This window comes from Thiorhodovibrio frisius (assembly GCF_033954835.1).
GTDB classification, from domain to species: Bacteria; Pseudomonadota; Gammaproteobacteria; order Chromatiales; family Chromatiaceae; genus Thiorhodovibrio; species Thiorhodovibrio frisius.
Map to the genome: position 1 here is coordinate 3067996 of NZ_CP121471.1, position 20690 is coordinate 3088685.

Genomic DNA, 20690 nt, shown 5'->3' on the forward strand with positions numbered 1-20690 from the left:
TGACAGAAATCCAGTTAAGGCTTACGCGCCTTCGCAAAAGCGGCGGCCATGGCGGCACTGGCTGGCGGTGTTTGCGATGGCATCTGCTCTCGGCCGCCGGGACCTGATGGACGCGAGGGGCCTTTGCGCTGATCGTTCCTGGAATCTGGCCGGCTCCTGCCGCTGTCGGCCTTAGCGCCAGCGGCACCGCGATTAAGCCCGGCGTCGCTGTTGTCCTGGCGCATGCTGAGTGCGATGCGCTTGCGCTCCAGATCGATTTCCAGCACCTGCACTTTCACCAACTGGCCAGAATGGACCACCTCGTGAGGGTCGCGGATGAAGCGATCAGCCAGCATGGAGATATGCACCAGGCCGTCTTGATGCACGCCAATGTCGACGAAGGCGCCGAAGTTCGTGACATTGGTGACTGTTCCTTCCAGCACCATGCCGGGCTTAAGGTCGGCGAGGGTCTCGACGCCCTCCATAAAGCTCGCGGCGCGGAACTCCGGGCGCGGGTCGCGACCGGGCTTTTCCAGCTCGACCAGAATATCGCGCACCGTGGGCTCGCCGAAGCGCTCGTCGACAAAGTCCTTGGCCTTAAGGCCGCGCAGTGTGGCACTGTCGCCAATCAGGGACTTGATGTTCTTGCCGGCCTGCTCGGCGATACGCCGCGCGAGCGGATAGGCTTCGGGGTGCACCGCTGAGCCGTCGAGGGGATCATCGCTGTCGTTGATGCGTAAGAATCCGGCGCACTGCTCAAACGCCTTTGGCCCCAGACGCGGCACCTTGAGCAACTGCTTGCGGCTGGCGAAGGCACCGGCCTCCTCGCGGAAGCGAATGATGTTCTCGGCCAGACTGGCGTTCAAACCAGACACCCTTGAGAGCAGTGGGGCCGAGGCGGTGTTGAGCTCCACCCCGACGGCGTTCACACAGTCCTCCACCACCGCATCCAGACTGCGCGCAAGGCCGGTCTGATTGACATCGTGCTGGTACTGGCCCACGCCAATGGCTTTTGGGTCGATCTTGACCAGCTCGGCCAGCGGGTCTTGCAGTCGTCGGGCGATGGACACCGCCCCACGCAGGGAGACATCCATGTCCGGCAGCTCGCGCGAGGCGAACTCTGAGGCCGAATAGACCGAAGCACCAGCCTCGCTCACCACCATGGAGCGCAGACCCAGTTCCGGGTGGCGTTTGATCAAATCTCGCACCAGGCGGTCGGTCTCGCGCGAGGCGGTGCCGTTGCCGATGCTGACCAGGGTGACCTGGAATTTCTTGGCCAGCTCCGCCAGGCTGGCGATGGACTGATCCCACTGCTGGCGCGGGGCGTGCGGATAGATGGTACCGGTCGCGGCCACCCGCCCAGTGTTGTCGATGACAGCCACCTTCACGCCCGTACGCAGGCCGGGGTCGAGTCCGATGGTGGCGAGGCGCCCGGCCGGGGCCGCCAGCAGCAGGTCTTTCAGGTTCATCGCGAAGACGCGAATGGCCTCGGCCTCGGCGGCTTCCAGCAACTGACCTTTCAGGTCCAGCTCCAGGCGCACCAACAGCTTGACACGCCAGGCCTTGCGCACGGTTTCCATCAGCCAGGCGTCGGCCGGGCGGCCGCGATCGGCAATACCAAAGCGCGAAGCGATCTGATGACGGCAATCGGCGTCGGGATCATCGCCCTCCCCCGCCAGCAGCTCCAGATTCAGAATGCCCTGATTGCGTCCGCGAAAGAGCGCCAGCGCGCGATGCGAGGGGATTTTCGCCATGGGCTCGCGGTATTCGAAGTAATCGGAGAACTTGGCGCCTTCGGCCTCCTTCCCGTCCATTACTCGGGAGACCAAAATGCCCTGCTCCCACAATCGCTCGCGCAGGCGACCGGCGACTTCCGGCTCCTCGGCGAAGCGCTCCATCAGTATCTGGCGCGCACCTTCCAGCGCCGCTGCGGCATCCGCCACGCCCTTCTCGGCATCCACATAGGCTGCGGCCTCGGCGCTCGGGTCGCGCTCAGGCTCGGCGAGCAACACATCGGCCAGCGGCTCCAGTCCGGCCTCGCGCGCGATCTGCGCCTTGGTGCGCCGCTTGGGCTTATAGGGCAGATACAGGTCCTCAAGCTGCTGCTTGGTGGTGGCGGTCTCGATCTGCTCGCGCAGCTCGTCGCTCAGCTTGCCCTGCTCATCGACGCTGTGCAGGATGGTGGCGCGGCGTTCTTCCAACTCGCGCAGATAGCCGAGGCGTTCCTCGAGCAGCCGGAGCTGGATATCGTCCAGTCCGCCAGTGACCTCCTTGCGGTAACGAGCGATGAAAGGCACGGTTGCGCCCTCGTCGAGCAAGGCCACGGCGGCCTGAACCTGGGACGGGTGGGCAGCCAGCTCTGCGGCCAGCCGGTCGGTAATGGACTGCATAGGATAGGTGGATTCCGATGGATGGATTCTGATAGGTGGATGTTTCTGAAGTCAGCCGACGCTGCAACGCTCGCCATAGACAGCCATGATGGCTTGCAGCTCCGCGAGCAACTGCTCGCGCTGCCGTGCATCGAGCCTCTTGGCCTCGGGCACTGTCTCGCCGCCTGCCAGACGCTCAATGTCGCGATGCACCTGACGGCAACCTTTCTGGCAAATCGCCTCGATGGCCGCATCCAGCGACAAGGCCGGCTGGGGTGATGACCCTGCCCCGCATGCACGGGACGAACCCCGAGCCTGGTCAGCCCCTGTCGATGAAGCATGAAAAGACGCCTTCATGGCCCGCCATTATCCCCGACCGCGCGGATCACGGACAGCCCTGGATAACATCACCGCTCAAAGCAGTGCATCCAGCGGGCTGCGCACCCCCTGACCGCCACGGTTGAGCACATGGGTATAAATCATCGTGGTTGACACATCCGCGTGCCCCAACAACTCCTGCAGGGTACGAATATCGTAGCCAGCTTCCAGAAGATGTGTTGCAAAGGAGTGCCGCAGGCTGTGACAATTCGCCTTCTTCGCGATTCCAGCGCGCTGGCCCGCCGCCTTGACCGCCTTCTGCAACCCGTTTTCATGCAAATGATGGCGGTGCATCTTGCCACTGCGCGGATCGACCGACAGCCGACCGCTCGGAAACACATACTGCCAGATCCACTCCTTTGCCGCATTGGGCGACTTGCGCGCCAGGGCATCCGGCAGAAATACCTCGCCGCACCCCTGAGCCAGATCCTGCTCATGCAGGACGCGGACCTTCCGCAACTGCTCCCTTAGGGGTTCCTCCAGGCTCACCGGCAAGGGCACCAACCGATCCTTCTGCCCCTTGCCATCCCGCACCAGGATCTGCTGGTACTGGAAATCCACATCCTGCACCCGTAGCCGCACGCATTCCATCAACCGCATCCCGGTACCGTACAGCAGCGCCGCCATCAAATGCTGCGTCCCTTCGATACCAGCCAAGAGCCGAGCGACCTCGGAGCGCTCCAACACCACAGGCAGCCGTTTCGGTCGCTTGGCCCGAACAAAGTCACCCAGTTCATCCAGCGACCGGCCAAGCACCTCCTTGAACAAGAACATGATCGCATTCAACGCCTGGCTTTGGGTACTGGCCGAGACATTGCCTCGAACCGCCAAATCCTCAAGAAAGGCACGGATGCGATCAGCTCCAATTTCAGTCGGATCGCGATTGTCGCAGAACAAGATAAAGCGGCATACCCAAGACTCGTAAGCCAGTTCGGTGCGGATCGAATAATTGCGCCGGCGAATCTCCGCTACCATGCGCTCGAGCAGTACCCGATGCGTCTCGCGCGCCTGATCCAGCGCCAATGGCGCGTTCTTCTTCTCCTTGAATCTGCCGCCCGACACCGTCGGATCCCGACTCCCGTCCGTCTGAACCGAATGCGCCTCCCGCGCAATCGTCGGATGACTCGGCTGCAGCGTGCGCGCCGAAGCCCGCCAAAACTCCCAGTCCACCTCTGTCGCAACCGGCGCTCTCGCGGTGACAAGCAAATTCTGTATAGCATCGACGATCTGGACGAACTGCCAGTCCACCATTCCGTCTAGCCTCCCGGCTTGCTCGAGGTAGCCGGTCACGTCGGCGACGGTATGCTGGTTAAGCCGCTTATCTAAAAATGCTTTTAAATAGGTCTCAGCACAACGCACATGCCACCGAATCGCATTCTCTTTGACGCCGTTTGTCCTGGCAAGCGCGATAAATCGCTCCCAGAAGCCTTCTGTTGCGGTTTCGGCCGTTGCTTGACGCTCAGGCATGTGCTAGTGTCCGAATCGAAAGACAGAAAGTGTTAGTACTCGTTGGCTCCATAGCGTCTGGCACAGATCCGCCAAGGGCGCTAGACAGAATCCATACTATCGGAAATAGGCCGAATCTGTCTAGCACACCCGACCGACATTCCGTCTAGTTAACTGTTGGATTCAAAACGTGTAATATTGATTCTCAAAGTGGCCGATGATTGTCCGCCTTGAAAAATGTCACTGAAAAATTCCAAAATGTATGATATCAAAAGCGAAAGCGGTTTCTGGATAACAAGAAGTTAATCCAGAAACCGCTTTCGCTTTTGAGGTGATAGGCATTTTTCAGTGGCGCTCACGGGCGGACGTTTTCTGCAAGGGAAAGTTGTGACGGCAAGTCCGAAGAATCCAACAAGTCGCTGAAGCAGAAATCGCCCTCGCTCTCGCTCGGACGATTCTGCTTAGCTCTAACGTTGAACTAAACCGCCTTCGGCGGGGCTTGTTGCGAAGCCGATCAAGACGATGCGGGAAGGACGGGCTGGTCAGCTCGACAGACGGGGGCCCCGTCGGATTCAATGATGCAGTGTGATCGGTCACTTTGTTACAGAACGATGAAGATTATCAGTCGGAGAATGCGAAAAGATGAATCTTTACAGAGATATAGCTGCACTGCGTCCGAATCAAAGAGCCGATACAATTTTCCTATAGCACGATCCTTGCCATCTCCAGTCCTGCCAGCTGGATCGGCCGCAGCGGAAACTCGCGCGGCGCTTAAGTCGGTTTAGTCCAACAGGCATTTATCCATCGGGCGCTCAACGTTCCGCGCGGAATCGGACTCACGGCTTAGCGCCCGATGGATAAATGCTTAATAGTTATGCCAATATACTAGCGAGTCATCAAAATGAAAAAGACTGGCAGTAAATCATTTGAGGATTTTCCCTCAACTACTTTGTATCTAAATGATCTAAAAGATCTGATTAATGTTCTGGCTGAAAATTGTGAAGAAGTTAAAATTCGAACGGAGGGATATGACGACATATCTCCTGATGAAATAGATGAACTGATAGAGAACTTAAATAAAGAAAAATTTGAAGATATTTTTATCTCAGCATACCGTCCATATATTACCGTAGACCTACGTTCATTCGGTATTCGTGTCTATATCAGCGAAGACAATATAGTTGAACGGGGAGTGGTTTCAAAAATACGAGAAATTACTCATAAAAACGTAAGCATTTTGGCAAGATCTCGAATTTACTTCCCCTGATACCAGCATCAATAGTCGGTATCCTACTAGTTGAAGGCATATACGATATTTCTGCATTGATGACAGTTCTTACGCTGTTTATGATTTATCCGGTAGTTAAATACCAGATGAACAATAAAGTTATTGTTATTAGTAAAGACAAAGAACTAAGGCCATCATTTCTTGTTAGAAAAAAGGATGAATTAATTGTTGCTTTGGTGGCTGCTTTTGTAGGGGCATTGATTTCTTTTGTCTTACTTAAATATTTTGGGTGATGAAAGGGGCCAGGGTGGAATTATTTTCTAGACAGTAAATCAACGCGCAATCAATCGCCTAACGATGGCCTCCAGTCCGACCACTCGCTACGCTCGCGGCGGCTAAGGCTGGCGTTAGCTTTACAAACATAAAAAAGGAGACGACGGTGTGTGCTGGGGGTTCGTAGACTATGAAAACACTGGCAGTTTAGAAGGCATAAATGTTAAATCTTATGAACGCTTACTTATATTTTGCGGACCTAATAACAGTAAACTCAAATTAGGTGAATTATCTACAACAGAATTCACAAAGATAGAGCTGATCGGCATTAAGACAAATGGTGCGAATAACCTAGATTTTCATTTAGCATTTTATCTAGGTCGATACCACGAAATAGCAGCTAATAATGTAGAGTTTCACATTATATCAAATGATGATGGATTTAACGGAATTATAAACCATATCAAGAATATCGGACGCAAATGCAAGAAAGTACACACGAGAAAAAAGACCAATCAGCCAAAAACTAAAAAAACAAAAGCATCCACTTCACTCAGCGAGTGTGCTGAGTTGATAATATCAGGATTAAAGCAGATAAACTCAAAAAAACGTCCAAAGAAACAGAAGACCTTAACTAACTGGATAAAATCTCACTGCAATCATCTGAAACCAGAAACAAACGCAGAAGTAGTGTTTCGAGAATTATCCAATAACTCCATAATTTCAATAAATGATTCAAATATAGAGTATAAAATTTGATGCTAACAAACGCCTCCAGTCCGACCGCTCGCTACGCTCGCGGCGGCTGAGTCTGGCGTTGAACTAAACCGCCTTCGGCGGGGCTTGGCGCCAAGCCGATAACGAGGAAATATGGATACTCGGCGAACCACTAAGATCGCAAGATGGCGTGTCTGATTCGATAGTGCGATGCAGATTAGCAGGATTGTTACAAAATGATGAAGGCTGCACCCTCAGGAGACAAGAAAATGCTTGTTTACAACAAGATAGAACCGCGCCGCCTGACCCAGACGGCCGATACAATACCCTCTTTAGCGTAATCTCTGCCAGATCCACTCTCGCCCGTCAGTTAGGCCGTTCCCGAAACTGGTACCGCGCATAAGGCGGTTCAGTCCAACAAACATTTATCTGCCGTGCGTTCAAAAATCGGTGCGTCAACTGCGAGAACTGTCTGGCGCACGCCGGATAAAATGCTTTTTCGTTAGGTGAAAGACTAAACGCACAACATTTCATGAATACAGAAAAGAAAGTTTCACAAATGATTCTGGATGTGGCCGCACAATTTATTGAGTTGGGTACAACTGAAGAAGAAAGACAGACAAATCTCGATATAGCCTGCAAAGCATGGAATTTGTCAATTCTACCAAAAAGCAAACGAAATAAAGAATACAACAAGTATCTTGATGAAATGAGATTACTAATAAATGACAAAGAAGTTATGAAGTGGTTAAAAGAAGATCTCAATGGATTAATGCAAGCAAAGGTAGAGCTTTATCCCAATGAAATTAGGCCAATTGTTTCAGCGCATTTGAAAAATATTGAAACTGATCAGTATGAAGTGACAGCTTCATTTGCTAGACAAGGTCAATTGCATTGAATAATTCACCTAACAAGGCCGCTCCAGCCGAGAATCAAAGGGGCCATTAGGGTGGATTTTTTTCCCAGTAAGGTAAACAACACTGAATCAATCGCCTAACGATGGCCTCCAGTCCGCCCGCTCGCTTCGCTCGCGGCGGCTAAGGCTGGCGTTGGGCAGAAAGGTAGATCTGAATTCAATCGCAACAATGAAACGTAGAATATATACAGACACATCAGTAATTGGCGGCTGCCTCGATGTTGAGTTCGAGGAGGGGTCTCTGTCGTTATTTCATACTTTCAAGTCAGGCTCAACGGTACTCGTAATTTCAAATCTTACAATTGCCGAACTGGAATCGGCACCCCAAGCTGTTCGTGATGTCTTGCTTTCTGTGCCAAAGGATCATATCGAATTTATAGAATTTACTGAAGAAGCCAACGATCTAGCAGATACATATTTGCAAGAAGGCGTTGTGTCTAAGAAAAGCCGAGTCGATGCGCAGCACATTGCAACGGCTACAATCAGTCGTGTGGATGTTCTTGTAAGTTGGAATTTCAAGCACATCGTGAACCTCGAAAGAATACACGGATACAATTCTGTGAACTTAAGACTCGGATATCCGATATTAGAGATTCGCACTCCAATAGAGGTCATAGATTATGAAGATTAAGTCTGTTGAGTTAATGAGAAATATCAGAGACAGGATGTCACAAGAAACCCAAGGTATGTCATGGGCACAAGAAAAAGAATATCTCAAGGCGCATAGCGGCACTTTAGATGTCTTGCTTGAAAAGATGCCCAACAAGGCCATCCACCCGACTGCTACAGTCGCTAGCGCTCCTTCCGCGTCGGGTGATGGCTAACGTCAGCACCAATGGAAGTTTTTTCCATCAAACCACCTCAGGTGCCACATGAAATACAAAGTCGCTCTCCGAAAAACAGATGAAGGCTTTAGCGTATCCTGCCCAGGTCTACCTGGCCGCGGATACCGTGGTAATTGTAGTACCCGCGCAGCTTCGCATTGAGAGCCGCGAAGAACTTGTCCTTGTGCATCCGGCAGTGTGCCCGACACCAGTCTCGAAAGCGAATCGTTGTCCGCAGGCGTCCATGAGGCTGGGATTGCGCGCAAGCTCGCGTAACAGCGACTCGGGACTCTGATGCTGAAACACGATGCCGGCGAGCAGCGAATTCCACATCGCCCGCGCCGGATAGTCATCACGCCCGTGCCCACGCATGACCTCAAGGTATTGCACCAGACGCTCATCGGGGAGATGATCAATCGCCAACGTCAGCCGCGAGAGGTCGCTGCGCGCCTCGACGGCATCCCAGGAAAAGAGGTTCGCTTGCACCATGGCCGCCATGGGGTTCTCCTTCTCTAAAGGTCGTCTCGACAGCGACTATGATCCCTTGGCGGCCGCCCTTTTTCATCCCCCTTTAGCGGCTTTTACGAGGTACAAACCATGACCGATCTGCAACAAAAAGACTGGTGGGGGCGCAACTGGAAGTGGGTTGTACCCTCTGGCTGTGCCGGGTGCCTCGTCGTCTTCATCGCGTTTTTCTTGATCGTGTTCGGCGCCGTGATCACGTTACTCAAGGAATCACCGGTCTCCCAGGAAGCACTCGGCCAGTTGCAGGCCAGCCCGGTGGTCACGGCAGCGCTCGGCGCGCCCATCGAAATCGGCGGCGGCATACCTTCCGGAAACGTCAGCACAAGCGGCGGCTCCGGCGAAGCCGACTTGGCCATCCCGGTCCAGGGCCCCAACGCTAAGGGTACCCTCTATCTCAAGGCCACCAAGAACGCGGGCCGCTGGTCCTTCTCCCTGCTCGAGCTCGCCATCGAAGAAACCGGAGAACGGATCAATCTCCTTAGCCCCTGACCCTCTGGCTCATGGCAAGTCGACTGATGCGGAAAGCCAACCCCCTGCCTGTTACCCAAACAGCTAGGAACTCGGGGTGGGCAAGAACTTGCTGATCCACAGTCCGAACTGCCTGGCCATTCGGGTCTGCACCAGTATCTTGCCTGGCCCCGTGAAGCGGCACACGATAGCTTCTCCCGAGGTCAGTGCCGCGACGATGCCGATATTGGCTGCCTCCAGGCGATAACCCATATTCTTGGACCAGGCGACCAAATAGCCGTTGTCGACGATCTTCTGCTCCCCTGGCCCCAGATTGAACTCATGGATAGCCCCGTAGGACTCCAGGAACAACAGGCCACGTCCCTCGGCGCCCACCACGAAAAAACCCTCGCCGCTGAACAATCCCTGGGCCAGGTTCTGTAACTGGGTGTTCACCTGCACTTCCTCGGTGCAGGCCAGGAAACCATCCTTCTGGATGATCATCGCCTCGTTGTTCAACTCCACCACCGCGATATCCCCCGGTGACGATGGCGCGAAGTACACCGAGCCCGCTCCCCGGGTAGCGCTGAGGGTCTGGAGAAACAAACTCTCGCCGGAAACCATCCGCCCCAGGCCACCGAGGATACCCCCCTCCATCTTGCCCGCCACCTCCACCGTGGGACTCATGGCAACCATGGCGTCGGACTGGGCTCGGAGTTGACGCCCGGCCGGAAGATCCACCCGGGCCAGGGCATAGGCGCCCCGGTAGAGGATCTCGTAAGTGAGCCCAGCGACACTGGATTGAACTGGCTGGCTGCCGGTGGGAAGCACCCCGGTGGTGGGGGCCTTGGCCATGGACAGCACTCCCACGGCTCCTACCGCCGAAGCCCTCGACACGGGTGTGGCTGGCGGTGTCTTTGCTTGATTGGGGGGTGCTTGACTGGGCGATGCTTGACTGGGGGGGTCATCGTCCGCGATATCCACACCGAAGTTTCGCGCCAGTGGCCCCAGCCCCCCGGCGAAGCCCTGCCCCACGGCCCGGAATTTCCACTGGTTATTGCGCCGGTAGACCTCACCGAGAATCGAGGCCGCGTCCCTCATCTGGCTAGTGGGGGGGCGAAAGCTCGCCAGCTCCTGACCTTCAGGGTCAAGCACGCGGATATGAAGGCTGCTGGCCGCAGCCAGGGAAACCCGGCCGAACAAGGTCAGACAAAAGGCGATCTTGTGAACCCGCGCCGGCACCGTGCCTAGACGAATCTGAAACCCCTGACGATCCGGGGCTTGGCCTTGACTGAGTTGCAACGAACCACAGCTCGAGCGGGGATTGTTGTAAAAGACGAAATCCTCATCCCCTCCCACCCGCTCGTCCTGGCCCAGCAGAAAAGCGCTGGGGTCGGCATCCTGGCCACCGGGATGCTCCGGCTCCCAGCCCACCCCTAGGGTGATGCTTTCCACAGCGGGCAGGAGGATGTTAGCTCCCTGCTGTAGTTCCTGGCTCATACTCAACCACTCCGTCGGTTGGGGATCAGCGGACGCACCCAGGCACCGAAGGCCGAGGGGTTACGGCTCTGGATATAGACCTTGCCCGGCCCCTTGAAGCGACACACCAGCCCCTCCCCGGAGGTGAAGCTGGAGATCCAGCCGCTGCTGGCCTTCTCTAGCTTGTATTGCATGGTCTCTGGCCAGGCCACCAAATGGCCGTTGTCGATGATCATCTCCTCCCCGGAGGGAATGTCGATCTCATGCACCGCGCCATAGCTCTCGACGAACAGCATGCCCCGTCCTCGGGCCTTGAGAACGAAGAAACCCTCGCCGCTGAACAAGCCCTTGGTGAGATTCTGGGCGGTGGTGGAGATATCCACGCTCTCGCTGGCAGCCAGGAAGCCATCCTTCTGGATCACATAGGGCACCGAGCCATCCAGTTCCACGGGTAACAGATCGCCGGGCTGGGCCGGGGCCAGATGGGCCACCCCAGGGCCACGAGAAGCCCTCAGCGTCTGGAAGAAGAAGCTCTCGCCGCTCAGCATCCGCCCCAAACCGCCCAGTAGACCACCCTCCATTTTGCCATCCACATCCACCGTGGCATCCATGGCCACCATGGCATCGGACTGGGCCTTAACGCTCTGACTCGCCCGGAGGTGAACCTCCAGCATGGCGAAGGCGCCGCGATACAGGACCCGGAAGGTCAGATCCTGCAAGGTTTGCAGATCGGATGAAGGTGCGGTCATGGCCATTGCCTGGAATGAAGTGAGGGGACGGGACAGATACCTGGCTGCGCGGTCCACTTTTGGTCAGCATGTTCTACTTTCCCGCCAAGGGATCGGGGCCGTACTTATTTTCGCCCTCCGTCCCCTTTTTGAAAAGCAAAACCAGACCAAAATAGATGTTGTAGATTGGGATCAACAAAAGCCAGTAGTGCGTGCCAGGACGATCCATATCATGGAGTCGTTTGACGGCTTGGAACGCGGCAACGACAGCAATTCCAATTGCCACGATAAGGGCAATCGTGAGACTGGTCACGAATGCTGTTTGGGGATCGCTGACAAAGTTACTGACAGCCATGCCGATGCCCGTGCTGACGAGTTGTCCGACGAGTACGATCACGAGCACGACCCAGAAGTACTTCGCTCTGTTGTAACGACCTTGCATTGAGAAAAGATCCATAACTCACTCCGTTCGCTTTGCCACTGTGTTTTTTTCGCTGGACGTCCGAGGCAGTGGCGCTCCTCAGTTGCCAACCGTCAACCAATCGGCGTGTCGGTCGCGTGCGCGAAGTAAATACTGGTGAGTATTGTTAAAACAGGCCCGCTCCGGCACCTTGGCCACGGAGCGGACCACTGATAGCTGTGTGCTTACTTGATGACGATGGATTCCATAACGGACTGTATTTTTGGATCGTTCTGATGATCCTTGCCCATAAGGGAGATGGTAATTTTGGAGCCGTCCTTGAGCGCAGAGTACTGGGACTGGCTTCTGCCGTTGGCCTCATAGGTGGTCTTGTAAAAGGTCAGACCCTGCATTTCCACCTTCTCGGGTTCCGTGCCTTCGTATCTTTTAACCAGACCGGCCATGGAGTCGAGCAGGTTCTGTTCGGTCATGTTCATGCCAGCCTTCTCGATCTGAACCATATAGGTGCCGGCTCCATTATAGGTCTGGATGGTTCCGTTGTTGAAGTCGCTGAATTTCCAACCATCGGGAACCATGATGGAAAAGTCAGCCGTTTCCTTCATGGTTCCCTCGGCCGAAGCGTTGCTTATGGTGAAAAAAGACAGGGCTACCAGACACATCGCCATGGAGAATAGGGTCACTCGCTTCATAAATACCTCCTGATATTGGTTGACTGCCTAAATTCCGGCCAGGAGAGCTGTAGGCCATCCTGGGAGTTGGAGAAAGGCGCCGTTTGCTTAGGTGCGGCACTTGCGCGATTGCCGAAACACCAAGCGGGGGCAATTTTATCCTCGGCATGAGCAAATGTCTAACTTTGTCTCGTGAAAGGAAAGCGACGGCTCGAGGTGTTCGAGTACATGGAGACATGGTCGGACAATTTTTGGCAGCGCTGATAATGCGGGGTGGTGGGGGATCTCAGCTCGCGGAGAATCGTGAGTGCTTGCCCGAGGGTGTCGGGGCGGGCGCGGGGGCGCGCCGACGCAGGCGGTCAGTGCCCGGGCGGCGGATTTACAGAGGAAGTTATCGCATTAGGCCCCGATTACTTGAAGATCACCGTATCAAAGGTCAGGGACGCGCTGGTTTCATAAATATCTTCGAATCAAACGGGTCAGGATGTTGCACTCTACACATCATGAAGAACAACAAGGTTGGCTAATGGATTTGACAGCGTTTACGAATCTTGTTATGAGGCGGCAGGTAGATCATGGATAAATGCTCTGACAAGCCCATCCAGCCGACGCCCAAAAAGCGGCGCGGCTGATGGGTGTCGTCAGCACCAATGGAAGTTTTTTCCATCAAACCACCTCAGGTGCCACATGAAATACAAAGTCGCTCTCCGAAAAACAGATGAAGGCTTTAGCGTATCCTGCCCAGGTCTACCTGGATGCTGGTCACAGGGGAAGACAGAACAGGAAGCTTTAGAAAACATTGCGGATGCAATCAATAATTATGTTGCTGTTTCGGCAGAATTGGCCGCAATGGAAGATACTGAACTGCGGGAAGTTGAAGTGGCTGCATAAAGATGCCAAAAATCCCAGGTGTAAATCACCGCGATGCTGTTCGGGCTTTACGAAAGGCCGGATTCCGCGTGATCCGGGAAAGCAAGCACATCATAATGTCTGATGGCACGCGAATCCTAACCATTCCGAGGGGAAATCCTGTTGATGCTTTTACACTTGGCGGAATCGCTAAGGATGCAGGCTTGACTGCAGAGCAATTCAAGAAATTTCTTTGATGCGAAAAGCCGCTAACGCGGTGCTCCAGCCAAAGCCGGTTTCGCTCTCGCTTAACCGGCTGGGCGTGGCGTTTTACGAGAAGGTTAGATTGTCCAACGACGCGTTTTGCTGGCAAGGCAAGAAGCCTCAGATGCAATTCCCGTTGTTTTCCCATGGCGAGATGCTCATTGCCGATATGTTGGCCTGCGCTTGGAGCCTGAATTTGACCAGGGCTTTGGACCGGCGGCACGATTTCACCGACAATCCCGACCCATGATGGACCAAGCACCACCGCTGATTGTCTGGCGCACCGACTGGAATGACGACTCGCACGCCGGAAACTCGCTTATGGCGCGCAGTGGCGCTGCGCTCCCGCCGCCGCGCCCCGGCGACCTGCATCTGTGGCGCATTCATGCCGATGCCGAGTTGCCTGATCTTCAGGCGCGCTGCCAAAGAACCCTGTCAGCAGCGGAACTTGCGCGCGGACAGCGGCTACGCATGCCAAATCTACGCCGGCGGTTTCTACTCTCGCATTATGCCTGCCGTCGGATTTTTGGCGCTTATCTGGGCTGCGCGCCAGAGGCTATCGATTTTTCCTATTCAGCCACCGGTAAGCCGCGCATCAGCGCCCCAGTGATTCGGGCTGGATCTGAGATCGGGTCCGGAGCTGGATCAGGGATTGAATTCAATCTCAGCACCACCGGAGATTTGACACTGCTGGCTCTGCGCTGGCAGGAGCCTCTTGGCGTCGATGCTGAAATCTTGTGTGAGCGCGGTGATACGCTCGGAATCGCCCGGCGCATGTTTGGCGAGGCGGAAGCCGAACGCCTGAGCCGACTGCAAGGTGAGGCGCGTCTGCTGGCCTTTTATGCGGCCTGGACGGCGCTGGAGGCGCGGGTCAAGCGCGATGGACGCGGGCTACCCGGACATCGTCAGGCGGATGCACCGGAGATTACGGTGGCCCATGCCCGGCCGCGCGGGGATGCCATCTGCGCCATCGCCGGTCGCGCTCTGCCGCCGCTTGGCGACTGGATCACGCGCGAGTGGATTGCACAGGATTGGCCGGATTTGCAGGACTGGCCGACCATCAGCGGTCGGCCAGCTTTGGAGGTTTATTAGCTGGCAGCGATGCGCAGCTCGGGCTTGGCGACGGAACTGCGGCCTCCAGCGAGCACCCGGTTGCTACCGGCATGCTTGGCAGCGTACAGGGCGCTATCGGCCTGATTGTAGAGCTGATCCAGGGTCATGCCCTCGTGATGCATGGCAAGGCCGATGCTGGCACTGACGCGCACCCCGGCTGCCTCTGGCGCCGAGAGTTCAATCTCCCCGATCGCCTGGCGAATGCGCTCGGCGCAGTCCATGGCGCTGGTCACATCGGCGCCCGGCACCAGCACGACGAATTCATCGCCGCCCATGCGCACGCAGACATCGGACGGGCGGGTGCTTTCGCGCAGCACGCGCGCCACTTGGCACAGCAGGCGGTCGCCCTCGGGATGACCGAACCGATCGTTGATCGGCTTGAAGCGGTCCAGATCAAGCGCCAGCATGGTCAGCGGACGATGCTGCCGCTCGCTATCAGACAACCAGCGTTCGCCTTGGGTGTGGAGCGCGCGACGGTTGCCGAGGCCGGTCATGGGGTCGGTCTCGAGTTGCAGGCTCAGTTCGTTAAAGCGCAGCGCGTTGCGCAGAGCTGGCGCTGCCAGTCCGAGCAGGCTTTCGATCTTCTCCTGCTCTTGTTCTGAGAAGCGACGGCCGCGAGTCAGGGTGAGGTGGCCCATGGGCTGACCGGCCGAGCCAAGGGTATATTCCACCTGGTGGCGGTCGACCTTGCCATCGCTCAACTGGCACAGCGGCGCCTCGAATTCGGCAGACTGGTATCTATACTCCCAGGAGCGCAGCGCAACCAACTCGCTCAGGTAACCCATGGCGGTACGCACCACATGGTCCAGTTCGAGCGAGGCGGTGATGGCCTGCAAGAACTCGACGCCGTCGATGCTCTCGCGCGGCTGCATTTGCGGCGCGGCATTAGAGGCAACGAGCGTAAGGTTCGGAGTTTCAGCTTGGATGGCAGCGCTCATGATGTTTCCCTCGATGTCTGGCAATTTCGGATTTGCCAGCAGGGAAGCGATTAGCGTGCCAACTTTATTTATTATTTATAATCAACGTCTTACAAAATTTTACCGAGGAGCGCGTCGAAATTCCGGCAGACGCTTGCCAGATGTGGCAACCGATTGCCGTCAAAAATTCGGCGGAATTCAGGGCTTCTGTCGAACTGTCGGCCGCTCGAGCACGAACATGGGTTTGCTCTTGGGGCCGATCTGATGCGCGCGCGGATCGAGCGCGTGCTTTGACAGTGGACTGGTCACCCAGGTCGGTTCAAGGCGCAACCTGAGCCGCGAGACTTTGCGGTTCACCGCTTGGATGCTCGAAGAGGAAGAGCTAGCCCGCGCCATCGCCGGCGTCAGCCGAATACCCGTCAGTTTTTGTGCTTCTGGCGAATAGGGCTCAATGCCTTTTCCGCGCAGGTAGGTTGTCAAGACCCGGTGGGTATAGACCTGGGTTTCCGGGTAGGTGACATAGCCGTTGCTGCGCTCAAGCGCTCCTTCGCCCGCGTTGTAGGCCATCACAGCCTTGCCGATGCTGTATTTGCCGAGCAGGCGCTTGAGGTGGCGAGCGCCTGTTTGCGCATTAATGGTGGGATCGAACAGCTTCCCGGCATCAGTCACGCCATAATCGGCGCCGGTTTTCGGCATGACCTGCATCAGCCCGACGGCGCCAACACGAGAGACAGCATGCGGGTTGTAGTTCGACTCGGCGCGCACAATGGCATGCACCAACGCCGGCTCGAGCCCATATTTGGCAGCCGTGCTGTCGATAAGCTTGACCAGCTCGGCGCGGCTCGGCACCGGCGTGGCGGGCGGTTTTGGCAAGGCAGCTGGCTCAGCCGTTGCCTTGGTTTCTGGTGCCTTGGTTTCTGGTGCCTTGGTCTCTGGTGCCTTGGTCTCTGGCGACTTGGTTGTTGGCTCTGGGGCCTTGGTTGCCGCCGCATCTGCCAGCGCCGCTTCGGTCAGGCCAACCGCCACCAATACAGCCACCAGCACATGGCGGCCGACCCGAGCTTGAACAATTCTGTTAGACATTCAATCACCTGTGCTGTTTGGCTTGGTTGAAACTCTGCCATACGACCGGGCTCAAATAGGTGGCAACGACAGCCACAATCATCATTTGACTTGCATTCGCCCGAGCGACGCGCAGACAATGCCTGGGTTGTCGCTGAAACCCTAACCGCGAACCAGGCTAAGGCTCATGGTCCCAACCAACCCGGCCAAAAAATTCTCGGTCATTCACGCAAACCGCGAATCCACCAAACCCGGCCTTTCGCCTTGCCCTTGAGAGTTGTTGCCCGTCCATGAGCCAGGCTATCAGCAACGGAACCATCGCGGAAATCGACAACCGCACCTGTATCTACTATCTCACGTTTCGGAGTTCAAAAAAGCCATACTGGCCGGCTCAAGCCTCGATAGAACCGGGCTCCACGCCTTCTAACCGAAGGGTAAACTCATCGAGTTGCAATGCCTGGACAAAGAATCGCTGCACCCGCTCATCGATGGCGCTCATCACCAGCGTGCCGGCCGGCCCGAGCGTCTTCTGGAGTCCATCGACGGCCTCGGCGATCAAGGCGCGGAAAAAGCCCCACAGGCGTTTGGCGAAATCGAGCTCACTGAGCTGCGTGCCGACGGCCGTGCGGACTTCGCAGACCCGCGTCCCGGCGCCTTGGATCTGGGCGAACGCCAGCAGGCAATAGCGCACGGCGGTTAAGTGGATCGAGGCCAGATGCGAGGCAAAGGTCTCGGTTTGCTCCCAGAGCAAGCCCAGAGACTGCTTGGCTTCCTTGAAGTACACCTCAATGCTCCAGCGCAAGGCATAGGTTTCCAAGATCGCCGCCGGGGAGAGACCGCGGTCGGTGCTCAGAAACAGCGCCCAGGATTTCGCCCCAGCAGGACTGTCGGCGTCTTGGTTGATGCCCCGGACAAAGAGCAGGCGCACCGGAATCCACTGCACCTCGCCGTTGTTCTCAAGGCTCAGCTCCACGTCCAAACACTGGCACTGATAGGGCAAGCCGCTGAGGGTCTTCCAGTGCTTGCGCACGCTCGTCTGATACAAGCCGTTCGCATCGAGCATCGCGGTGTGCGCCTCGCCATTCTTCCAGGTCGTCAGGCGGTACTTCATGGCGTTTTTCTTCATGCGCAAGATCGCCGTGAGGTTGAGGTCCAAGGCGGTGCTGATCATGGTCTTGGTGCCAAACCAGGCATCGGCGAGCAGGACATCGGCCTCGATGCCCTGACGCAGCGCGCGGCGCAACATGTCCGCAGCCAATTCTGGCTTGGTGCGATCACGTGCCTCAGCATAGCGGCGCGCCTCGACGCTGCGGCCATCGTGAAAGTCCGCCTTCAGCGGGTGCGCCCCGACGTTGCTGATAAAGATGTCGCTATCTAGGGGCAGGAAGGCCTCTTGCGTGGCCAATCCCAAGGTGAGGACCTGCTGGCCTTTGACGGTGCGCCCACTGAGATGATCGAAGTGCCGCGAGACGCCTTCCAACCGTTTGCCGCGGCGCGTCTTCACGGAATCGTCCAAAACGTAGGCGCGTACGGGACTGTTCTTCAACTGACCGGCGCGATAGACCTTGAGCGCGACGGCCCCATGAAAGGCGCGCCAATTGAGATCTTCGCGGGCCAGCACATCATACAGGGCGTCCTTGTGGGCATCGGCGAAACTGCGCAGCGATTGACGGGCGAACAGCGCGATACTCTCGCGCCCAACCCACACCCAGATCAACAGCAGATAGACGATCCGCGGTGCTTCCAGACCACTGCGCTTGTGAAACCCGAGCTTGGTGAGCAGCCTGGAGAGCCCCAGGCTGCGCCACAGGTCGGCGAACAGGTTATCGGCTAGGGTCCGTGTGTCGCTCAGCAAGGATGCGGTCAGACTTGGCAAGGATAGGTCGGATGTGGGAGTCTTCATCAGTGGCCTCTTGGGTGGATGTCTTGTTTCAACTGCTTGACATTATACCATCCATGAGGCCGCTTTTGCTTAATAAACAGAGACTTGATTTAACAAAAGCGCGATTTTTGAACTCCGAAACGTGAGCTACTATGACGGATACTGGGTCAAGCACTACGAGCCCCCGCCCGAGAGCCTGGAAGCCAAAAAGGCGCTAATCGAGGCGCTGACGCGACGGCTGTTCAACCACGTCGAGCACGGGGTTAATATCCCCGGCATCCGTCTGGCCGAGGCGCGCGAGGCCTATCAGCGCGAGAACGACCCGGAACGCAAGCGCGTCAATGGCGCCATGCTGGCCGGCGCCCTGTTCAACCGCGCTGCGGCCATTTTTACCAAACTGGTCGAGCTCCAGGCCGACGGCGTTGAAATTGAACCCGACAATGCGCTAATGCGCGAATGCGGCGATTATCTGCTCGAGGCATTGGACCTTGGCCAGATGGTGCGCCACCGTGGCGGGGATGAAGGCATCGACGAGCTGTGGGGCGAGCCCTTCAAGGCATTTAGCCAGCCGATCGCCGCTTTCTACGAGAGCCGTTATATCAAGATCGCCCAGACCATGCGCGATGTTGATCGTATCACTGCCACCCTGACAGCGACCTTTGAGGGTAGCACGCAGATGCCCGACATCAAGCCGCTGCTGCTTGAGTTTGGCGAGGCCGCCAAGCGCAAGACCGAGATCTTGCGCACCGATCCGGCCATTTTCAAGGTCTGGCCGGCTTTTGTCGTGGCACGCGATCGGCTGCAGAACATTCAGCCGCGACTCTCTCCGGCGCCCTCACTCAAGGAAATTCACGAGGCTCAGGAGGGTAACCGCATTCTAAATGCCGGCACTGCGCTAGTGACCAATATCGTTCGCGCCCGGGTGCCCATGCCCAAAAGTGCGCGCGACCTGCTCGGCAAATGCGATCAATTCCGCCGCACCTTCCTTGACTCGCGCGCGCCAGCGCTTTGAAACGGGTCTATTTTCGATATCTGTTATTTCTGACGCTCGGCCTGACGCTCTCGCACGCCAACTTCGCGGTCGTGCATTTTCATCATCAGCCGCACATCGTTGCGCGATTCGGCATGGTTCAGGGCTTCATCCATCGACACGCGTCCATCACGATAGAGCTGGAACAAGCTGTTATCGAAGGTTGACATACCCTGATCGAAATTCCTGAGCATGATCTCCTTCAGGGAGTCGAAATCATCGCGCCGGATGGTCTCGGCCACCAGCGGGGTGTTCACCAGAATCTCGAACGCTGGCAACACACCGCCATCGTCCTTGCAAGGCACCAGCATTTGCCCGACGATCCCCACCAGATTCAGCCCCAGTTCCGACAATATCTGCCGGCGGGAATCCTCGGGAAAGAGATTAACCATGCGATCAAGCGCCTGCCGGTAATTTTGCGCATGGATGCTCGAGAGCACCAGATGCCCGGCCTCGACGAAAGAGATCACCTCTTCCAACGCCCGGCGGCTGCGAATCTCGCCAATCATGACCACATCCGGTGCCTGACGCAGCGAATGATGCAGGGCGACCTCAACCGCATCGGTATCTACACCAACCTCCCTCTGAGTAACAATACATCCATCATGTTCATGGAGAAATTCAATCGGGTCTTCGATGGTGATGATGTGCCCATTCGTATGGCGGTTGCGGTGCCCAATCAGCGCCGCCAACGAAGTTGATTTGCCGGACGAATTGCCGCCAACCAGCAGCAACAGTCCGCGACTGGCGTTGGAAAGCTCCACCAGCATCGGGGGCAGGTTGAGTTCCTCGACCGTCGGCACGCGCGACTCAATGCGTCGCAGCACCATACCCGGACGGTCGCGCTCCATGAAGGCGCTGACCCGAAAGCGCCCGACGCCTTCTACTACAAGCGCAAACTGGCATTCGTGGCTTTCCTCGAACTCAGCGCGCTGTTTATCGCTCATCACCCCAAACACCAGGGTGCGGACATCCGCCCCTGCCAAGGGCGCGGCATTCTCAACCGGCTTGATGACACCCTCGATCTTCAAGCTCGGCGGCAGATGCGCTGTAATGAATAGGTCGGATGCCTGTTGCGCGACCATGGTTGCAAGTAATTGCTTAAAGTCCAAAGGATTATCCTCACAGGTAAAAGGCGGCCCAAGCACGCCCGTACAGGGACTCGAACAGGGTGG

25 protein-coding genes are annotated in these 20690 nt (G+C 56.6%); 12 read left to right on the forward strand and 13 right to left on the reverse strand.

Annotated elements, in window-relative coordinates; genetic code table 11:
• Positions 1-14: 14 nt before the first annotated feature.
• The 3 genes from Thiofri_RS14085 to Thiofri_RS14095 form a co-directional block, all read right to left on the reverse strand.
• Positions 15-2369, reverse strand: a complete 2355-nt coding sequence (locus Thiofri_RS14085) for a Tex family protein (protein ID WP_009147100.1) — start codon at positions 2367-2369, stop codon at positions 15-17.
• Positions 2370-2420: 51 nt separating this feature from the next.
• Complete coding sequence (locus Thiofri_RS14090; RefSeq protein ID WP_223296667.1) at positions 2421-2612, reverse strand: hypothetical protein; 192 nt, start codon at positions 2610-2612, stop codon at positions 2421-2423.
• 150 nt (positions 2613-2762) lie between these two features.
• Complete coding sequence (locus Thiofri_RS14095; RefSeq protein ID WP_009147098.1) at positions 2763-4193, reverse strand: integron integrase; 1431 nt, start codon at positions 4191-4193, stop codon at positions 2763-2765.
• 880 nt (positions 4194-5073) lie between these two features.
• Between Thiofri_RS14095 and Thiofri_RS14100 the strand changes: the two genes are divergently transcribed.
• The 6 genes from Thiofri_RS14100 to Thiofri_RS14125 all read left to right on the forward strand — a co-directional run bounded on the left by Thiofri_RS14100 (position 5074) and on the right by Thiofri_RS14125 (position 8130).
• The gene (locus Thiofri_RS14100) at positions 5074-5439 is read left to right on the forward strand and encodes a hypothetical protein (protein WP_009147097.1); all 366 of its coding nucleotides are present in this window, start codon (positions 5074-5076) and stop codon (positions 5437-5439) included.
• A 59-nt stretch (positions 5440-5498) separates the two neighbouring features.
• Positions 5499-5693, forward strand: a complete 195-nt coding sequence (locus tag Thiofri_RS14105; RefSeq protein ID WP_143741767.1) for a hypothetical protein — start codon at positions 5499-5501, stop codon at positions 5691-5693.
• Positions 5694-5841: 148 nt separating this feature from the next.
• A complete protein-coding gene (locus Thiofri_RS14110) occupies positions 5842-6432 on the forward strand; it encodes a PIN domain-containing protein (RefSeq protein WP_009147096.1) in 591 nt (196 codons plus the stop codon).
• A 490-nt stretch (positions 6433-6922) separates the two neighbouring features.
• Complete coding sequence (locus tag Thiofri_RS14115) at positions 6923-7288, forward strand: hypothetical protein (RefSeq protein WP_009147095.1); 366 nt, start codon at positions 6923-6925, stop codon at positions 7286-7288.
• Between the two features lie 187 nt (positions 7289-7475).
• Positions 7476-7937 carry a PIN domain-containing protein gene (locus Thiofri_RS14120; RefSeq protein WP_009147094.1) on the forward strand — a complete coding sequence of 154 codons (462 nt, stop codon included), beginning with the start codon at positions 7476-7478 and terminating at the stop codon, positions 7935-7937.
• A 34-nt stretch (positions 7938-7971) separates the two neighbouring features.
• Positions 7972-8130: a hypothetical protein gene (locus Thiofri_RS14125; RefSeq protein ID WP_323705270.1), complete on the forward strand. Its 159-nt coding sequence runs from the start codon at positions 7972-7974 to the stop codon at positions 8128-8130.
• A 108-nt stretch (positions 8131-8238) separates the two neighbouring features.
• On the opposite strand, the gene Thiofri_RS14130 is transcribed toward Thiofri_RS14125, so the two are convergent.
• Positions 8239-8628, reverse strand: coding sequence for a transposase (locus Thiofri_RS14130; RefSeq protein WP_009147092.1), 390 nt, complete (start codon positions 8626-8628; stop codon positions 8239-8241).
• Between the two features lie 99 nt (positions 8629-8727).
• On the opposite strand from Thiofri_RS14130, the gene Thiofri_RS14135 reads away from it, so the two are divergent.
• Positions 8728-9144, forward strand: coding sequence for a cytochrome c oxidase assembly factor 1 family protein (locus tag Thiofri_RS14135; protein WP_009147091.1), 417 nt, complete (start codon positions 8728-8730; stop codon positions 9142-9144).
• A 63-nt stretch (positions 9145-9207) separates the two neighbouring features.
• On the opposite strand, the gene Thiofri_RS14140 is transcribed toward Thiofri_RS14135, so the two are convergent.
• The 5 genes from Thiofri_RS14140 to Thiofri_RS14160 form a co-directional block, all read right to left on the reverse strand.
• Entirely contained in the window at positions 9208-10602 is a 1395-nt protein-coding gene (locus Thiofri_RS14140) for a TIGR00266 family protein (RefSeq protein WP_009147090.1), read from the reverse strand.
• 2 nt (positions 10603-10604) lie between these two features.
• Positions 10605-11330: a TIGR00266 family protein gene (locus tag Thiofri_RS14145; RefSeq protein WP_009147089.1), complete on the reverse strand. Its 726-nt coding sequence runs from the start codon at positions 11328-11330 to the stop codon at positions 10605-10607.
• A gap of 73 nt (positions 11331-11403) precedes the next feature.
• Positions 11404-11766 (reverse strand): DUF805 domain-containing protein, encoded by a 363-nt coding sequence (locus Thiofri_RS14150; RefSeq protein WP_009147088.1) that lies wholly within the window; start codon positions 11764-11766, stop codon positions 11404-11406.
• Positions 11767-11954: 188 nt separating this feature from the next.
• Positions 11955-12419: a hypothetical protein gene (locus Thiofri_RS14155; protein WP_009147087.1), complete on the reverse strand. Its 465-nt coding sequence runs from the start codon at positions 12417-12419 to the stop codon at positions 11955-11957.
• Positions 12420-12921: 502 nt separating this feature from the next.
• Positions 12922-13065, reverse strand: coding sequence for a hypothetical protein (locus Thiofri_RS14160; protein WP_009147086.1), 144 nt, complete (start codon positions 13063-13065; stop codon positions 12922-12924).
• 20 nt (positions 13066-13085) lie between these two features.
• Between Thiofri_RS14160 and Thiofri_RS14165 the strand changes: the two genes are divergently transcribed.
• From Thiofri_RS14165 to Thiofri_RS14180, 4 genes are read left to right on the forward strand one after another with little or no spacing between them, the layout of a single operon-like run.
• Positions 13086-13289, forward strand: coding sequence for a type II toxin-antitoxin system HicB family antitoxin (locus Thiofri_RS14165; RefSeq protein WP_009147085.1), 204 nt, complete (start codon positions 13086-13088; stop codon positions 13287-13289).
• A gap of 2 nt (positions 13290-13291) precedes the next feature.
• Positions 13292-13504: a type II toxin-antitoxin system HicA family toxin gene (locus tag Thiofri_RS14170; protein ID WP_009147084.1), complete on the forward strand. Its 213-nt coding sequence runs from the start codon at positions 13292-13294 to the stop codon at positions 13502-13504.
• Positions 13504-13761 carry a hypothetical protein gene (locus Thiofri_RS14175; protein WP_009147083.1) on the forward strand — a complete coding sequence of 86 codons (258 nt, stop codon included), beginning with the start codon at positions 13504-13506 and terminating at the stop codon, positions 13759-13761. Before Thiofri_RS14170 ends, Thiofri_RS14175 begins: the two co-directional genes overlap by 1 nt.
• Positions 13758-14603: a 4'-phosphopantetheinyl transferase family protein gene (locus tag Thiofri_RS14180; protein WP_009147082.1), complete on the forward strand. Its 846-nt coding sequence runs from the start codon at positions 13758-13760 to the stop codon at positions 14601-14603. Before Thiofri_RS14175 ends, Thiofri_RS14180 begins: the two co-directional genes overlap by 4 nt.
• Here Thiofri_RS14180 and Thiofri_RS14185 read toward each other — a convergent pair.
• From Thiofri_RS14185 to Thiofri_RS14195, 3 genes are all read right to left on the reverse strand, one after another.
• Positions 14600-15562, reverse strand: coding sequence for a GGDEF domain-containing protein (locus Thiofri_RS14185; protein ID WP_009147081.1), 963 nt, complete (start codon positions 15560-15562; stop codon positions 14600-14602). The genes Thiofri_RS14180 and Thiofri_RS14185 overlap by 4 nt on opposite strands.
• 177 nt (positions 15563-15739) lie before the next feature.
• On the reverse strand, positions 15740-16624 hold the full coding sequence (locus tag Thiofri_RS14190; protein ID WP_009147080.1) for a lytic transglycosylase domain-containing protein: 885 nt from the start codon (positions 16622-16624) through the stop codon (positions 15740-15742).
• 370 nt (positions 16625-16994) lie between these two features.
• Entirely contained in the window at positions 16995-18506 is a 1512-nt protein-coding gene (locus Thiofri_RS14195; protein WP_009151691.1) for a transposase, read from the reverse strand.
• Positions 18507-18627: 121 nt separating this feature from the next.
• Between Thiofri_RS14195 and Thiofri_RS14200 the strand changes: the two genes are divergently transcribed.
• Entirely contained in the window at positions 18628-19497 is an 870-nt protein-coding gene (locus tag Thiofri_RS14200; protein ID WP_323705279.1) for a hypothetical protein, read from the forward strand.
• 23 nt (positions 19498-19520) lie between these two features.
• On the opposite strand, the gene Thiofri_RS14205 is transcribed toward Thiofri_RS14200, so the two are convergent.
• Entirely contained in the window at positions 19521-20627 is a 1107-nt protein-coding gene (locus Thiofri_RS14205) for a PilT/PilU family type 4a pilus ATPase (RefSeq protein ID WP_143741765.1), read from the reverse strand.
• Positions 20628-20690: the final 63 nt, after the last annotated feature.

Coding starts and splice junctions, on each gene's coding strand:
- Thiofri_RS14085 (WP_009147100.1), bottom strand. CDS start 2,369: ATGCAGTCCATTACCGACCGGCTGGCCGCAGAGCTGGCTGCCCACCCG.
- Thiofri_RS14095 (WP_009147098.1), bottom strand. CDS start 4,193: ATGCCTGAGCGTCAAGCAACGGCCGAAACCGCAACAGAAGGCTTCTGG.
- Thiofri_RS14100 (WP_009147097.1), top strand. CDS start 5,074: ATGAAAAAGACTGGCAGTAAATCATTTGAGGATTTTCCCTCAACTACT.
- Thiofri_RS14105 (WP_143741767.1), top strand. CDS start 5,499: ATGACAGTTCTTACGCTGTTTATGATTTATCCGGTAGTTAAATACCAG.
- Thiofri_RS14115 (WP_009147095.1), top strand. CDS start 6,923: ATGAATACAGAAAAGAAAGTTTCACAAATGATTCTGGATGTGGCCGCA.
- Thiofri_RS14120 (WP_009147094.1), top strand. CDS start 7,476: ATGAAACGTAGAATATATACAGACACATCAGTAATTGGCGGCTGCCTC.
- Thiofri_RS14125 (WP_323705270.1), top strand. CDS start 7,972: ATGTCACAAGAAACCCAAGGTATGTCATGGGCACAAGAAAAAGAATAT.
- Thiofri_RS14130 (WP_009147092.1), bottom strand. CDS start 8,628: ATGGCGGCCATGGTGCAAGCGAACCTCTTTTCCTGGGATGCCGTCGAG.
- Thiofri_RS14135 (WP_009147091.1), top strand. CDS start 8,728: ATGACCGATCTGCAACAAAAAGACTGGTGGGGGCGCAACTGGAAGTGG.
- Thiofri_RS14140 (WP_009147090.1), bottom strand. CDS start 10,602: ATGAGCCAGGAACTACAGCAGGGAGCTAACATCCTCCTGCCCGCTGTG.
- Thiofri_RS14145 (WP_009147089.1), bottom strand. CDS start 11,330: ATGACCGCACCTTCATCCGATCTGCAAACCTTGCAGGATCTGACCTTC.
- Thiofri_RS14150 (WP_009147088.1), bottom strand. CDS start 11,766: ATGGATCTTTTCTCAATGCAAGGTCGTTACAACAGAGCGAAGTACTTC.
- Thiofri_RS14155 (WP_009147087.1), bottom strand. CDS start 12,419: ATGAAGCGAGTGACCCTATTCTCCATGGCGATGTGTCTGGTAGCCCTG.
- Thiofri_RS14160 (WP_009147086.1), bottom strand. CDS start 13,065: ATGGAAAAAACTTCCATTGGTGCTGACGACACCCATCAGCCGCGCCGC.
- Thiofri_RS14165 (WP_009147085.1), top strand. CDS start 13,086: ATGAAATACAAAGTCGCTCTCCGAAAAACAGATGAAGGCTTTAGCGTA.
- Thiofri_RS14170 (WP_009147084.1), top strand. CDS start 13,292: ATGCCAAAAATCCCAGGTGTAAATCACCGCGATGCTGTTCGGGCTTTA.
- Thiofri_RS14175 (WP_009147083.1), top strand. CDS start 13,504: ATGCGAAAAGCCGCTAACGCGGTGCTCCAGCCAAAGCCGGTTTCGCTC.
- Thiofri_RS14180 (WP_009147082.1), top strand. CDS start 13,758: ATGATGGACCAAGCACCACCGCTGATTGTCTGGCGCACCGACTGGAAT.
- Thiofri_RS14185 (WP_009147081.1), bottom strand. CDS start 15,562: ATGAGCGCTGCCATCCAAGCTGAAACTCCGAACCTTACGCTCGTTGCC.
- Thiofri_RS14190 (WP_009147080.1), bottom strand. CDS start 16,624: ATGTCTAACAGAATTGTTCAAGCTCGGGTCGGCCGCCATGTGCTGGTG.
- Thiofri_RS14195 (WP_009151691.1), bottom strand. CDS start 18,506: ATGAAGACTCCCACATCCGACCTATCCTTGCCAAGTCTGACCGCATCC.